16 protein-coding genes are annotated in these 13,306 nt (G+C 74.7%); 9 read left to right on the top strand and 7 right to left on the bottom strand.

Features of this window, described 5'->3' with window-relative positions; translation table 11 throughout:
* The first annotated feature begins 2 nt into the window (after nucleotides 1-2).
* The 4 genes from AC3WUG_RS00990 (at nucleotide 3) to AC3WUG_RS01005 (ending at nucleotide 1,764) form a co-directional block, all read left to right on the top strand.
* The gene (locus AC3WUG_RS00990) at nucleotides 3-542 is read left to right on the top strand and encodes a single-stranded DNA-binding protein (RefSeq protein ID WP_492325923.1); all 540 of its coding nucleotides are present in this window, start codon (nucleotides 3-5) and stop codon (nucleotides 540-542) included.
* A gap of 113 nt (nucleotides 543-655) precedes the next feature.
* Complete coding sequence (rpsR, locus tag AC3WUG_RS00995) at nucleotides 656-892, top strand: 30S ribosomal protein S18 (RefSeq protein ID WP_013772910.1); 237 nt, start codon at nucleotides 656-658, stop codon at nucleotides 890-892.
* Between the two features lie 14 nt (nucleotides 893-906).
* Nucleotides 907-1,356, top strand: a complete 450-nt coding sequence (gene rplI / locus AC3WUG_RS01000) for a 50S ribosomal protein L9 (RefSeq protein ID WP_166941584.1) — start codon at nucleotides 907-909, stop codon at nucleotides 1,354-1,356.
* Nucleotides 1,357-1,488: 132 nt separating this feature from the next.
* A complete protein-coding gene (locus AC3WUG_RS01005) occupies nucleotides 1,489-1,764 on the top strand; it encodes a hypothetical protein (RefSeq protein ID WP_492325924.1) in 276 nt (91 codons plus the stop codon).
* Between the two features lie 47 nt (nucleotides 1,765-1,811).
* Here the strand turns inward: AC3WUG_RS01005 and AC3WUG_RS01010 are convergent, their stop codons facing one another.
* Together AC3WUG_RS01010 and arsM are read right to left on the bottom strand one after the other, a co-directional pair.
* On the bottom strand, nucleotides 1,812-2,243 hold the full coding sequence (locus tag AC3WUG_RS01010; protein ID WP_492325925.1) for an arsenate reductase ArsC: 432 nt from the start codon (nucleotides 2,241-2,243) through the stop codon (nucleotides 1,812-1,814).
* A complete protein-coding gene (arsM, locus tag AC3WUG_RS01015) occupies nucleotides 2,240-3,025 on the bottom strand; it encodes an arsenite methyltransferase (protein ID WP_492325926.1) in 786 nt (261 codons plus the stop codon). The genes AC3WUG_RS01010 and arsM overlap by 4 nt, the downstream gene beginning before the upstream one ends.
* 100 nt (nucleotides 3,026-3,125) lie before the next feature.
* On the opposite strand from arsM, the gene AC3WUG_RS01020 reads away from it, so the two are divergent.
* A complete protein-coding gene (locus tag AC3WUG_RS01020) occupies nucleotides 3,126-3,524 on the top strand; it encodes an ArsR/SmtB family transcription factor (RefSeq protein WP_492325927.1) in 399 nt (132 codons plus the stop codon).
* On the opposite strand, the gene AC3WUG_RS01025 is transcribed toward AC3WUG_RS01020, so the two are convergent.
* Nucleotides 3,511-4,827, bottom strand: coding sequence for an MATE family efflux transporter (locus AC3WUG_RS01025; RefSeq protein ID WP_492325928.1), 1,317 nt, complete (start codon nucleotides 4,825-4,827; stop codon nucleotides 3,511-3,513). The genes AC3WUG_RS01020 and AC3WUG_RS01025 overlap by 14 nt on opposite strands.
* A gap of 342 nt (nucleotides 4,828-5,169) precedes the next feature.
* Here AC3WUG_RS01025 and dnaB point away from each other — a divergent pair, with 342 nt between their 5' ends.
* Complete coding sequence (gene dnaB / locus AC3WUG_RS01030) at nucleotides 5,170-6,540, top strand: replicative DNA helicase (RefSeq protein ID WP_147795057.1); 1,371 nt, start codon at nucleotides 5,170-5,172, stop codon at nucleotides 6,538-6,540.
* A 77-nt stretch (nucleotides 6,541-6,617) separates the two neighbouring features.
* Here the strand turns inward: dnaB and AC3WUG_RS01035 are convergent, their stop codons facing one another.
* Nucleotides 6,618-7,673: a hypothetical protein gene (locus AC3WUG_RS01035; RefSeq protein ID WP_492325929.1), complete on the bottom strand. Its 1,056-nt coding sequence runs from the start codon at nucleotides 7,671-7,673 to the stop codon at nucleotides 6,618-6,620.
* 228 nt (nucleotides 7,674-7,901) lie between these two features.
* Nucleotides 7,902-8,348, bottom strand: coding sequence for a MarR family winged helix-turn-helix transcriptional regulator (locus tag AC3WUG_RS01040; RefSeq protein WP_492325930.1), 447 nt, complete (start codon nucleotides 8,346-8,348; stop codon nucleotides 7,902-7,904).
* Nucleotides 8,349-8,436: 88 nt separating this feature from the next.
* On the opposite strand from AC3WUG_RS01040, the gene AC3WUG_RS01045 reads away from it, so the two are divergent.
* Nucleotides 8,437-9,318, top strand: a complete 882-nt coding sequence (locus tag AC3WUG_RS01045) for an alpha/beta fold hydrolase (protein WP_492325931.1) — start codon at nucleotides 8,437-8,439, stop codon at nucleotides 9,316-9,318.
* A 79-nt stretch (nucleotides 9,319-9,397) separates the two neighbouring features.
* Here the strand turns inward: AC3WUG_RS01045 and AC3WUG_RS01050 are convergent, their stop codons facing one another.
* Complete coding sequence (locus tag AC3WUG_RS01050; protein WP_492325932.1) at nucleotides 9,398-10,000, bottom strand: TetR/AcrR family transcriptional regulator; 603 nt, start codon at nucleotides 9,998-10,000, stop codon at nucleotides 9,398-9,400.
* A gap of 96 nt (nucleotides 10,001-10,096) precedes the next feature.
* Here AC3WUG_RS01050 and AC3WUG_RS01055 point away from each other — a divergent pair, with 96 nt between their 5' ends.
* A complete protein-coding gene (locus tag AC3WUG_RS01055) occupies nucleotides 10,097-11,119 on the top strand; it encodes an NADP-dependent oxidoreductase (protein ID WP_492325933.1) in 1,023 nt (340 codons plus the stop codon).
* A gap of 110 nt (nucleotides 11,120-11,229) precedes the next feature.
* Nucleotides 11,230-12,222, top strand: coding sequence for an SDR family oxidoreductase (locus tag AC3WUG_RS01060; protein WP_492325934.1), 993 nt, complete (start codon nucleotides 11,230-11,232; stop codon nucleotides 12,220-12,222).
* A gap of 18 nt (nucleotides 12,223-12,240) precedes the next feature.
* Here the strand turns inward: AC3WUG_RS01060 and AC3WUG_RS01065 are convergent, their stop codons facing one another.
* Complete coding sequence (locus AC3WUG_RS01065; RefSeq protein WP_492325935.1) at nucleotides 12,241-13,239, bottom strand: Lrp/AsnC family transcriptional regulator; 999 nt, start codon at nucleotides 13,237-13,239, stop codon at nucleotides 12,241-12,243.
* Between the last annotated feature and the right edge of the window lie 67 nt (nucleotides 13,240-13,306).

Genomic DNA, 13,306 nt, shown 5'->3' on the forward strand with positions numbered 1-13,306 from the left:
GCATGGCTGGTGACACCACCATCACGGTGATCGGGAACCTGACCGCCGACCCGGAGCTGCGGTTCACGCCGTCCGGCGCCGCGGTCGCGAACTTCACCGTGGCGTCCACGCCGCGCACGTTCGACCGCCAGAGCAACGAGTGGAAGGACGGCGACACGCTGTTCCTCCGCTGCTCGATCTGGCGGGAGGCGGCGGAGAACGTCGCCGAGTCGCTCACCAAGGGCACCCGCGTGATCGTCAGCGGCCGGCTCGTCCAGCGGTCCTACGAGACCCGCGAGGGCGAGAAGCGCACCGTCTACGAGCTGCAGGTCGACGAGGTCGGCCCGTCGCTCCGCTACGCCTCGGCCAAGGTCACCCGGACCCAGCGGTCCGGCGGTGGCGGCGGCGGGTTCGGCGGCGGCGGTGGCGGCGGCTTCAACGGCGGTGGCGGCGGCGGTGGCGGGTTCAACGGCGGCGGCCAGCCCGCGCAGCAGGACGACCCGTGGGCCACGCCCGCGGGCGGCGGCGGCGCGGGTGGCTACTCCGACGAGCCCCCGTTCTGATCGAGCACCGCTGACCGCCAGGTCGGCACCGGCGCCGCGCGCGCCATCCCGAACATCCCATCCCGGGGCATGGCAACGCCCCGGGCTCCGTACGTAGAACAAGGAGCACCACGATGGCCAAGGCCGTTGTCCGGAAGCCCAAGAAGAAGCAGAACCCGCTCAAGGCGGCGAAGATCGAGTCGGTCGACTACAAGGACACCGCCCTGCTGCGGAAGTTCATCTCCGACCGCGGGAAGATCCGCGCCCGCCGCGTGACCGGCGTGTCCGTCCAGGAGCAGCGCGCGATCGCGCGGGCCGTGAAGAACGCCCGCGAGATGGCGCTCCTGCCGTACTCGTCGTCGGCTCGCTGAGAAGGAGCAACAAGATGGCCAAGCTCATCCTGACCCACGAGGTCACGGGCCTCGGCGCTCCCGGCGACGTCGTCGACGTCAAGGACGGGTACGCCCGCAACTACCTCGTCCCGCGCGGTCTCGCGACCACGTGGAGCAAGGGTGCGGAGAAGGAGATCACGGCGATCCGCCGTGCTCGCAAGACCCGCGAGATCGCGACCCTCGACGAGGCGCGCGCCGTGCGCGACTCGCTCCAGGGCAACCCGGTCACCGTGGCGGCGAAGTCCGGCGACGCCGGCCGCCTCTTCGGCGCGGTCACGACCGCCGAGATCGCCGAGGCCGTCAAGGCCGCCGGCGGCCCGTCGATCGACCGCCGCAAGATCGAGGTCGCGCAGCCGATCAAGGCGACCGGCGAGTACGCGGTGCAGGTCCGCCTGCACCCGGAGGTCTCCGCGAAGCTGACCGTCAAGGTCGTCGCGGCCTGACGCCACGCGCCAGCGCGCACCGCGCCCCCGTCCCGGTCCCCGGGGCGGGGGCGCGGTCGTTCCCGGGGTCGGGGGACGATCTCCGTCCCGCGGCGGAGGCGACCCGGGGGTCGTGCCGCCTACCGTCGGGGCATGGCCGATCAGCCCGAGCCCACGAGCCCGCCGCAGCCGGAGCCCCCGTCCGACGACGCGCAGGCCCGGGTCGCCTACCTGCCCATCGGGCTCGTGTTCCTGGTGCTGGGGTTCTCCGGGCTGTTCAACGACTCCCTGCGGTACGGGGCGCTGGCGTTCCTGCCGGTGGGGTCCGTGTTCCTGATCCTGGCGATGCAGGGGCGGACGGACGACGACGCGGCGAGCGGTGACGCGGGCCAGGGCCCGAGCGACGCGGACCGCCCGCCGGCCGGCTGAGCCCTCGGACGGCGAGCGGCGGCGGCACCGCGGGATCGGCGTCCGGGTCAGGCCCGGGCGAGCGGGCCCGCCTGCGGCACGCCCAGCGACGCCAGCAGCGCCTCGACGCGCCCCCGGATCTCGTCCCGCACCCCCCGCACCATCGCGAGGTCCTGGCCGGCCGGGTCCTCGAGCACCCAGTCCTCGTACCGCGTCCCGGGGTAGTACGGGCACGCGTCGCCGCAGCCCATCGTCACCACCACGTCGGAGGCCTGCACCGCCTCGGGGGTCAGCACCTTGGGCTGCTCGGCGGTGAGGTCGACCCCGAGCTCGGCCATCGCCTCGATCGCCACGGGGTTGACCCGGTCGGCAGGGGCGGAGCCGGCCGAGCGCACCTCGACGGCGCCACCGGAGAGCGACGTCAGCAGGCCGGCGGCCATCTGCGAGCGGCCGGCGTTGTGCACGCAGACGAACAGGACGCTGGGACGGGGGTCGGTCATCGGTTCTCCTCGGTCGTCGGCGCGGCGGCCGGCTTGGTGGCGCGCACGAGGGCGCCGTGCATGCCGTCGGCGACGGCGTGGGTGAGGGTGACGTCGGCGGCCACGAACCCGGCTGCGGCCAGGAGCGCGAGGTACTCGCTGCGGGACAGGGCACCCGCGATGCAGCCGACGTACGAGCCGCGCTCGGCTCGCTGGTCCGGCGTGAGCCGGTCCTCCGCCACGACGTCGGAGATGCCGAGGCGGCCGCCGGGCGCGAGCACGCGGAAGGCCTCGGCCAGCACCCGCGGCTTGTCGGGCGACAGGTTGACGACGCAGTTCGAGATCACGACGTCGACCGACGCATCCGGGAGCGGCAGGTCCTCGATGGTGCCGCGGTGGAACGCCACGTTGGTCGCGCCGGCGCGTGCGGCGTTGTCCCGGGCGAGCCCGAGCATCTCGTCCGTCATGTCCACCCCGTGGGCGAACCCGGTCGGGCCGACGCGCCGCGCGGACAGCAGCACGTCGATGCCGCCACCGGACCCGAGGTCGAGCACGCGCTCGCCCGGGCGGAGGTCGGCGACCGCCACGGGGTTGCCGCAGCCGAGGGAGGCGAGCTGCGCCTCGACGGGGATGCCCGCCAGCGCTGTCGCGTCGTAGAGGGACGCGCCGAACCGGCTCTCCGGGGCGTCCGTGCCGCAGGTCCCGCCGCAGCAGTCCTGGGCGGGGGCCGCGGTCGCCGCGAGGGTCACCGACGTGGCGGCCGCCGCGTACCGGCGGCGGACCTCGTCGCGCACGTCGCCCATCGTCGTCTCCTCGCATCGAAGGTCGTCGATGCGATCGTGGCGCCCGGCGGCCCCCGTGTCAACCATCGACATGCGTCGATGTCTGCGGCACCATGGGGCGATGGTCACCGCGACGCCCGCCCTGCTGCCGCTCGCCACCGACGGATGCTGCGGCCCGGGGGGCGCGCCCGCGCTCGACGAGGCCGGCGCGCACGACCTCGCGCGCCGGCTCAAGGCGCTCGCCGACCCGACCCGGCTCCGGCTGCTCTCGATCATCGCCGCGCACGACGGGGGAGAGGCGTGCGTCTGCGATCTCACCGAGCCCGTCGGGCTCTCCCAGCCGACCGTCTCGCACCACCTCAAGCAGCTCGTGGACGCGGGCCTGGTGACCCGGGACAAGCGCGGGGTCTGGGCCTACTACGCGCTCCGCCCGGGCGCGCTGGACGAGGTCACGGGCGCGCTCACGGCGGCGGTCCCGGGACGCCGACCCGGCGCCTCCGGGCACGTCAGGCCCCGGTGACCATCCACGTGTCGCGCCGTGCCCGCAGCCCGGTGGTCACGGCCCGTGCGAGCATGAACACCCCCGCGAAGGCCGCCCAGAGCCACGCCAGACCGGCCCAGCCGTCCGGCGCCCACGCCCGCACCGCCAGCGCGAACGGCACGTAGACCGCGAGGGTCACCATCCCGGCCGCGGCGAGGAACCGGCCGTCGCCGGCGCCGATGAGGACGCCGTCCAGCACGAACACCCAGCCGGCCATCGGCATCAGCACCGCGGCGACCGCGAGGCTCAGGGTCACCGCGTGCCGCACGTCCGGGTCCGAGGTGAACAGCGCCGACAGCCACCAGCCCAGCCCGCCGGTCAGCACCCCGAGCACGACGCCGGCGCCGACGCCCCAGGCGAGCGTGCGGCGCAGCAGCGCGCGCACCAGGCCCGTGTCGCCGGCGCCGAGGGCGTGCCCGATCAGCGCCTGGGCGGCGATCGCGAGCGCGTCGAGGGCGAACGCCACGAACCCCCAGACCGCGTTGACGACCTGGTGCCCGGCCAGGGCGACCGGGCCGAGGCCCGTGGCGACCCACACGGTCAGCAGGATCGCCGCGCGCAGCGACAGGGTCCGCAGCAGCAGCGGGGTGCCGGTGCGGACGCCGGCGAGGATGCCGCCGGGCGCCGGCCGCAGCGAGGACCCGGCCGCCCGCGCGCCCCGGACCACGACCACGACGAGCGCCACGCCCATGGCCACCTGCGTGGCGGCGGTGCCCGCGCCCGAGCCGGCGATGCCGAGGTGCAGGCCGTGGACGAGCACGACGTTGAGCACCGCGTTGACCGCCGCGCCGACCCCGGCGACCACCAGGGGCGTCCTCGTGTCCTGCAGGCCGCGCAGCGCCCCGGTGGCGGCGAGCACGACCAGCATCCCCGGCAGCCCCGGGGCGGACGCGCGCAGGTAGAGCACGGCCTGGTGCGCGACGTCCCCGGTCGCGCCGAGCGCCCCGACCGCCCAGGGCGCCACCAGCATCGCGACCGCCGCCAGGACCACACCCAGGCCGGCCGCGAGCCACAGCCCGTCGACGCCGACCTGCAGCGCGCCGGTGCGGTCGCCCGCCCCGAGCCGCCGGGCGACGACCGCGGTGGTCGCGTACGCGAGGAACACGCACAGGCCGACGACCGTCACCAGGAGCGTGGAGGCGAGCGACAGCCCCGCGAGCTCGGTCGTCCCCAGGCGTCCGACGACGGCCGAGTCGACCAGGACGAACAGCGGCTCGGCCACCAGCGCGCCCAGCGCGGGCACCGCGAGGCCGAGGATCTGGCGGTCGACGGTGGACGGCACCTGTCCGAGGCGTGAAATGGCGGCCAACTTCTTCCCGTCCACATGGGTTCGCGGTGTTTGCGCCGGTGAGAACGCCCTGATCAGAGCGGTGCCCGGCTTCATCCACACCTGTGTCCACGACCTGTGGACATCTCACGGTGCGTGTCCACAGCCTTCCACAACGTCGTCCCCAGCCCCTGTGGACGTCTCGCTCGACGGACGGTCCCCCGGGGTCCTAACCTCGCGTCGGCGCGCGCACCGGACACGGTCGCCCGCCCTCCGCCGACGTGTCGGGGGGCGGTGCTAGAACGGGTGTTCGACGGCAGTCGCCGGGGGACGAGCGAAGGTGGGGCGGGCAGCAGCGTGACGATCGAGGAGCTCGAGTACGGGGCCCCCGCGGGCCAGGGCCGCGCGGCGTTCGACCGGACCCCGCCGCAGGACCTCGACGCCGAGCAGAGCGTGCTCGGCGGCATGATGATCTCGAAGGACGCCATCGCGGACGTCGTCGAGGAGATCCGCGGCAGCGACTTCTACCGCCCGGCGCACGAGGCGATCTACGACGCGGTCCTCGACCTGTACGGCCGCGGCGAGCCCGCCGACGCCGTCACCGTCGCGGACGAGCTGACCAAGCGCGGCGAGATCGGTCGCGTCGGCGGCGTGCCGTATCTGCACACGCTCATCTCGATGGTGCCGACCGCGGCGAACGCGGGCTACTACGCCCGCATCGTCCGGGAGCGCGCCGTGCTCCGCCGCCTCGTCGAGGCCGGCACCCGCATCGTCCAGCTCGGCTACGCGACCGACGGCGGCGACGTCGAGGAGATCGTCAACAACGCGCAGGCCGAGGTCTACGCGGTCAGCGACCGCCGCACCACCGAGGACTACCACCGTCTCGGCGAGGTCGTCGCCGGCACGCTGGACGAGATCGAGTCCGCCGGGCACCGCGGCGAGGGGATGGTCGGCGTGCCGACCGGCTTCGCGGACCTCGACCGCCTGACCAACGGCCTGCACCCGGGCCAGATGATCGTCATCGCGGCCCGCCCCGCCATCGGCAAGTCGACGCTCGCGCTGGACTTCGCGCGCGCCGCCTCCATCAAGCACCAGCAGGCGTCCGTCGTGTTCTCGCTCGAGATGAGCCGCTCCGAGATCACCATGCGCCTGCTGTCCGCGGAGGGCCGCGTGCCCCTGCAGAAGATGCGCAACGGCTCGATGGGCGACGACGACTGGCAGAAGCTCGCCCAGATCCAGGGCAAGCTCACCGAGGCGCCGCTGTTCATCGACGACTCGCCCAACATGTCGCTCATGGAGATCCGGGCGAAGTGCCGGCGGCTCAAGCAGAAGCACGACCTCAAGCTCGTGATCATCGACTACCTGCAGCTGATGTCGTCGGGCAAGCGCGTCGAGTCCCGCCAGCAGGAGGTCTCGGAGTTCTCGCGCGCGCTCAAGCTGCTCGCGAAGGAGCTCGAGGTCCCGGTCATCGCGCTGTCGCAGCTGAACCGTGGCCCCGAGCAGCGCACCGACAAGAAGCCCGCGATGTCCGACCTGCGTGAGTCCGGCTCCATCGAGCAGGACGCCGACATGGTGATCCTGCTGCACCGCGAGGACGCCTACGAGCGCGAGTCGCCCCGCGCCGGCGAGGCCGACCTGATCGTGGCCAAGCACCGCAACGGCCCGACCGACGTCATCACCGTGGCGTTCCAGGGGCACTACTCGCGGTTCGTGGACATGCAGGCCTAGGTCGGTCGTGGTCTGAGAGGGCTCGCCGCCGGCCCCGCACCGGGTGGACCCGGTGCCGGGCCGGCGACGCCCCGGCATCAACGGTGCCGACGAAGCCCGGAGACCGACTTGAGCGCCGCCCCCGCCACCGCGGCCAGGCCCGCGACCGCGGCGGACGCTGCAGCACCCGCGCCGGTGACGGCGAGGGCCGGGGGCGTCGTCCGCGCGGGGGTCGGGGTCGCCGTGGGCGCGGCGGAGGGGGTGCTGCCGGCCGCCGACGCCGTCAGCACCTCGGGCCCGGTCGGCTCGGTCGGCTCGCTCGGGTCGGTGGGGTCGGTCGGCTCGGTGGGGTCGGTCGGCTCGGTCGGCTCGGTCGGCTCGCTGGGGTCGGTCGGCTCGCTCGGGTCTTCCGGCACGCAGTACTCCCAGCCTCGCTCGTCGACGCCGCCGCGGCCGGAGTTGTCCTCGCCGAAGTGGTAGTCGTACCCGTTCGACTCGGTCCAGGCGATGCACATCCCCGGTTCGAGGCCGAAGGCCGACCACGGCACGAAGGTCGCACCGATGAGGTCGCGGTGGACGTCGACGTTCAGGTTGCTCGCCCCCGGGACGTTGATGTTGACGTACCCGTTGGCGGGGATCGGGTCGCGGAAGTGCAGGCCGTCGCGCTCCCACCAGAACGGTCGGTCGTGCCCGTCGTCCTGGTAGCCGTCGGTGACCGCCGCGCCCAGGGGGCTCGGCAGGTCCGCGGGGTCGCAGCTGGCGCACTCGGTGGCGGCGAAGGTCGGCCCGGTGCTCTCGATCGTGGCCGGGTCGTCGGGCAGCGCCGCCGGGTCGGTGGCCTCGCCGCCCTCGAGGTCGACGGCGACGTCGAGCGTGGCGACCTCGCCCTCGACCTCCCCGCCCTCGACCTCCCCGCCCTCGACCTCCCCGCCGTCGACCGCGCCGCTCTCGCCCGCGCCGCTCTCGCCCTCCTGGTTCTCGACCGGATCGGTCTCGACGGGCTCGATCCCCGCGGACGCGGCGTCGACCGGGACCGTCGTCCCGATGCCGACCACGGGCGGCTCGGCCGGTGGGGTCTCCTCGACGGGGAGTGCCGCGGTGGGGGTGGAGAGCAGCAGTGCCACGGCGGCGGCGGGCACGGCGAGGGTGGACATGGTTCCTCCTCACAGGTAGGCGGTCGCGATCCGCTGCTGCGGTCGCGGTGACGCCTCCATGCGACGTCCGCCGCGTGGCCGCACAGGGGCGCGGCGGACGCGGTGGAGCAGCCCGTGCCGAGGGGAGGAGCACTCTCGGCGCGTGGTGCGAGCAGGAGTCCGGGCGCGCGTGAGCAGCGCGCGTCGCCGAGGGCGGCGGTGCCGCCGGGGGAGGTGGGCGCCGCGGCGTCAGCCCGCGAGGTCGGGACGTCCGCCCGGAAGCCGCCGGAGCGCGGCCTCCACGACCTCGGCGGTGCCCGGCTCGAGCCGCGCCACCCACCGGTCGCGGAGCACGTCGAACCGGGCGGCCCCGATCGCGGTCATCTCGTCGCCGCGCGCGGTGACGCGCAGCCGCTTGAGCCGGGCGTCGGCGGGGTCGTCGACGCGCTCGACGTAGCCGAGCTGCTCGAGCGTCGCGACCGTCTTGGCGGCGGCCTGCCGGGTCGTCCCGAGCCGACGGCCGAGCGCGGCGGCGCTGTCGGCGCCGTCGGCGACCGCGGCGAGGGCGAACTCGAGCGTGGCGGTCACGCCGGGGTGCCCGCGCTCCGCCAGGTGCTCCACGACGTCGTCGACCATCGACTCGAACCCGCCGAGCAGCAGGAGGGCGAGCTGGACTCCGCGGGTGGGTTCGGGCACACCCCGAGCCTAGGCGGGGCGCGGGGCCATTGACAACGTGGTTGCCCATCACGAGGATGACAACCACGTTGTCAACCAAGGAGGTGCCATGTCTGCCACGTCCGCACCCGCCGATCTCCCGTCGGTCCGCCACCACCGCGCCGAGCTCGACGGGACCACGCTGCACTACGTCTCCGCCGGCACGGACGGCTCGCCCGTCCTGCTGGTGCACGGGTTCCCCGAGTCCTGGTGGGCCTTCCACCGCGTCATCCCGCTGCTCGCCGCGGAGCACCGTGTCATCGCGGTGGACCTGCGCGGCTTCGGGGACTCGGCGGTCGCCGACGACGCGTTCACCAGCGGCGTCGCCGCCGACGACCTGCACGCGCTCGTCCAGCACCTCGGCCTCGGGCCCGTCCACCTGCTCGGGCAGGACGTCGCGGGGGGCGCGGTCCTGCGGCTGGCGGCCCGGCACGCCGAGGACGTGGCGTCGCTGGTCGCGGTCGAGATGGGGCTCGCCGGGTACGGCCTCGAGGCGTTCGCCGACGTCACGCACGGCGGGTCCTGGCACATCGGCGCGCTCGCGGCGCCCGGGGTGCCGGAGCTGCTCCTCGCCGGGAGGGCGCGCGCCCTGCTCGACTGGTGGTTCGGCGCGATGACGGCGGTCGCGGGCGCGGTCACCGACTCCGACGTCGCGGAGCTCGCGCGCGGCTTCGCGCGTCCCGGGGGCTGGCGCGGAGCGGCGGGCCTCTACCGGTCGGTGCTCTCCGAGGGGGAGGAGAGCCGGGCGCTCGTGGCCGCCCACCCGATCACCGTCCCGGTGCTGGCGATCGGCGGCTCCGGCGGCGGCTTCACCGCCGCGACCCTGGAGCAGGTGGTGCGGGGCGAGGTGCGATCGGTGGTGCTGGACGGCGTGGGGCACCACGTCGCCCTCGAGGCCCCGCGGGCGCTCGCGGACGCGGTGCTGGCGTTCCTCCGGGACGTCGACGCCTGAGCACGGGATTCCACCGGTCCGGACCCGGCGAACCGGGTCCGGACCGACGGCGGGCGGGGGGCGCCGCGGTGCCGGCGGCTCAGGCCGGGCTGCTGCCGGTGCCCGCGCCGGCGAGCACGGCCCGCGCGGTGTCCAGGGTCCGTGCCGCCTCCTCCGCGTTCACCCGGACGAGCGCGAACGCGGAGATCACCAGGCCGACGCAGACGTCGGACAGCGTGCGTCGCGCGTCCGCCGGCAGGTGCGGGAGCCGAGCCCGGACGCCCGCGGCCATCGCTGTGCGCAGCTCGGTGGCGTACGCCTCGACGACCGCGGCGACGCCGTCCTCGTGCCCGATCGGCGCGTTGGCCGAGTTGACGAGCAGGCAGCCGCTGGTCGCCGGGAGCGTGCCGCCGCGGAGCAGGGCGTCGCGGAGCCCGAGCAGGTAGTCCTCCAGCGCACCGGGCGCGACGTCGTCCCCGGCGAGCGGGCGCAGACGTGGTCGGACGACCTCGTCCAGGTAGCTGTCGACGGCGGCGTCGAACAGCCCTCGTTTGGACGTGAAGGCGTGGTAGATGCTCGATCGGCTGAGACCGGTCGCCCGTTCCAGGTCGGGCAGCGCCGTGGCCTCGTACCCGAGCTCCCAGAACACCGCCCTCGCGGCGCGGACCGCCTCTGCGGTGTCGAACGCCTGGTTGCGCCCCATGGGATCCCTCCGGTGTGCGGACCGAGGGGTCCAGCCTATAGTGGACCGGTCAGTCCAAAAACCGGAGCTCCCGGCGTCGTCGGGACGAGGAGATGCATGTCCCGCACCACCAGCACCCAGATCCAGCTCGTCGCGCGTCCGCAGGGGTGGCCGACCCACGACGACTTCCGCACCGTGACGGTCGAGTACGGCGACCTCGAGCCCGGGCAGGTGCGCGTGCGCAACGCGTTCCTCTCGGTCGACCCGTACATGCGCGGCCGGATGAACGACGTCAAGAGCTACACCCCGCCGTTCGCGCTGGGCGAGACGATGACCGGCGGCGCCATCGGCCACGTGGTCGAGTCCGCCGCCGACGACGTGCCGGTCGGGTCGCTGGTGCAGCACGAGCTCGGCTGGCGCGACGTCGCCCAGGCGGACCGCGCGGCCTTCCGGCTCGTCCCGGAGCTGCCCGGCGTGCCGCTCTCGGTGCGCCTGGGCATCCTCGGCATGACCGGCCTCACCGGGTACGTGGGTCTGACGGCGATCGCCGGGATGCGCGAGGGGGACACCGTGTTCGTCTCCGGGGCGGCCGGCGCCGTCGGCACCGCCGCCGGGCAGATCGCGCGGCTGCTCGGGGCGGAGCGCGTCATCGGGTCCGCCGGCTCGGCCGAGAAGGTCGCGCTGCTGACCGGCAAGTACGGCTACGACGCGGCGTTCAACTACAAGGACGCCCCGGTGCGGGAGCAGCTCGCCGCGCTCGCCCCCGAGGGCGTGGACGTGTTCTTCGACAACGTCGGCGGCGACCACCTGGAGGCGGCCCTCGACGTGATGAACCCCGGGGGGCGGGTGGCGCTGTGCGGCGCGATCGCCGGGTGCAACACCACCGAGAAGCCGGCCGGGCCGGACAACATGGCGAACATCATCACGCGCGGGCTCACCCTGCAGGGGTTCACGCTCGCCGGGTACGTGCACCTCGCCCCGGAGTTCTCCGCGAAGATGGCCGGCTGGCTCGGCGCCGGGAAGATCGCCTACGACGAGACGATCGTCGACGGGATCGAGAACGCCGTCGACGCGTTCCTCGACATGATGCGCGGGGCGAACACCGGGAAGATGCTCGTCCGCGTCGCCGAGGAGGGCTGACGCCGGGCCGGCTCACCGCGCCCGGCACCGGTGCCCTGCCGCGCCGTCGCGCGCCCAGGGCGCCGGCACCGGTCGGGCGCCGCGGGCCGCGCCCGGCTACCGTGCCGGGCATGGCAGCAACGCGGCTCCTCGTCATCGGCGGCACCGGCGTCATCAGCTCGGCCGTCACCCGGCTCGCGGTCGAGCGGGGCCTCGACGTCACGGTCCTCAACCGCGGGTCGAGCGCGACCCGCCCGCTCCCGGAGGGCGCGGAGGTGGTCCAGGCCGACGTCCGGGACCCGGCGTCCGTCCGCGCCGCGCTGGGCGACCGCGAGTTCGACTCGGTCGTCGACTGGGTGGCGTTCACGCCGGAGCACGTGCAGACCGACGTCGACCTGTTCGCCGGGCGGACGGGCCAGTACGTGTTCATCTCGTCCGCGTCGGCGTACCAGACCCCGCCGGAGCGGCTGCCGGTCACCGAGTCGACCCCGCTGCGTAACCCGTTCTGGCAGTACTCCCGGGACAAGATCGCGTGCGAGGACCTGCTGGTGCGGGCGTACCGGGACTCCGGCTTCCCGGCGACGGTGATCCGCCCGTCGCACACCTACGACCGCACGCTCGTCCCGCTCGACGGCGGCTGGACGGCGATGGAGCGGATGCGGCAGGGCCGCGAGGTCGTGGTGCACGGCGACGGCACCTCGCTGTGGACGCTGACCCACCACGAGGACTTCGCCCGCGGCCTGGTCCCGCTGCTGGGGCACCCGCGCACGCTCGGCGAGGCGTTCCACATCACCTCGGACGACGTGCTGACCTGGGACCAGGTGGTGCGGGCGCTCGCGGCCGCGCTCGGGGTGGAGCCGCGGATCGTGCACGTGCCGTCGGACGCGATCGCGGGCGCGGACCCGGAGTGGGGCGCCGGCCTCCTCGGCGACAAGGCGCACTCGATGGTGTTCGACACGACGAAGCTGCGCCGGCTGGTGCCCGACTTCGCGACGACGATCCGGTTCGAGCAGGGCGCCCGGGAGATCGTCGAGTGGCACGACGCCGACGCGGTGCGCCGCGTGGTCGACGCGCGCCTCGACGCGGTGATGGACGACCTGGTGGCCCGGTACCGGGTGGCCTGAGGCGCGCGCCGGGCCGCCTCAGGGCATCGGGACGATCCCGGCGGTGGCCCGCCCGCCGGCGTCGAGCAGGTGCCCCAGGTGCTTGGTGGTCCGCAGCACCACGGACCGGTCGGCGATCGTCACGCCGGGCAGGCGCTCCTCGACGACGGCCTCGAGCCTTCCGACGTCCTGCAGGGTCCGCAGCCAGACGGCGACGATCACGTTGTACTCGCCCACGGTGGTGACGACCAGCCGGACCTCGTCCATCCGGCCGAGCTGCGGGCCGACCCGCGCGACCATCGCCGCCGGCACCCGCAGGAAGTACCAGGCGTAGATCGGCCACGGGGTGTGCGCCCGCGCCACGTCGACCCGCATGACGAACCGGCCGGACGCCCGCATCGTCGCGAGGGCGTCCCGGGTGCGGCGGGGCGTCATCCCGACCCGGGCGGCGAGCTCGGCCACGCCGATCCGCGCGTCCTCGGTGAGCGCCTCGCTCAGCGCCCGCGCCTCGTGCGGGCGCACGGCGACCGCCCCGCCGGTCGGCCGGGCGTCCAGCGCGGCGACCCGCGCGACCTCCTCCTTCGACAGCGCGCGCATCCGCCAGCTGCGGGCGTCGGTGACGACGTCCGACACCAGGTGGGTGCGCATCGCGCGGACGCCGGAGACGCCGCGGATCCGCTCGAGCGTCCAGGACGCCACGGCCTCGGTCCCGGTGGAGCCGAGGCTGAGCATGATGTCGCGGCCCCCGGCGGTGAGGTCGATGGTGAAGGCCTCCCCGTCGGCCGCCAGCGCGTGGGCGACCGCGAGGGTCTCGCCGGGGCTGCACTCGATCTCGATCAGGGACAGCTGGGTCTGGTCCCCCCAGCCGTACCCCGTGACGTAGACGAGGCCCTCGCGGGTGAGCCGGGCCCAGCGCCGGGACAGGGTGACGGGGTCCGCCCCCAGCACCGGCGCGAGGCCGGACCACGGCGCGCGCGGGCTGATCTGCAGCGCGTGGATCAGGCGCTGGTCCAGGTGGTCGAGGGCCTCATCCTGCACAGCGCACCGCCTTTCGGTCTGTTTCCGGCAGTCTGCACCATCGACGCCGGTGCGCCTCCTAGCGTCG

The organism is Cellulomonas sp. EB106-03-03-XG116 (assembly GCF_058792015.1).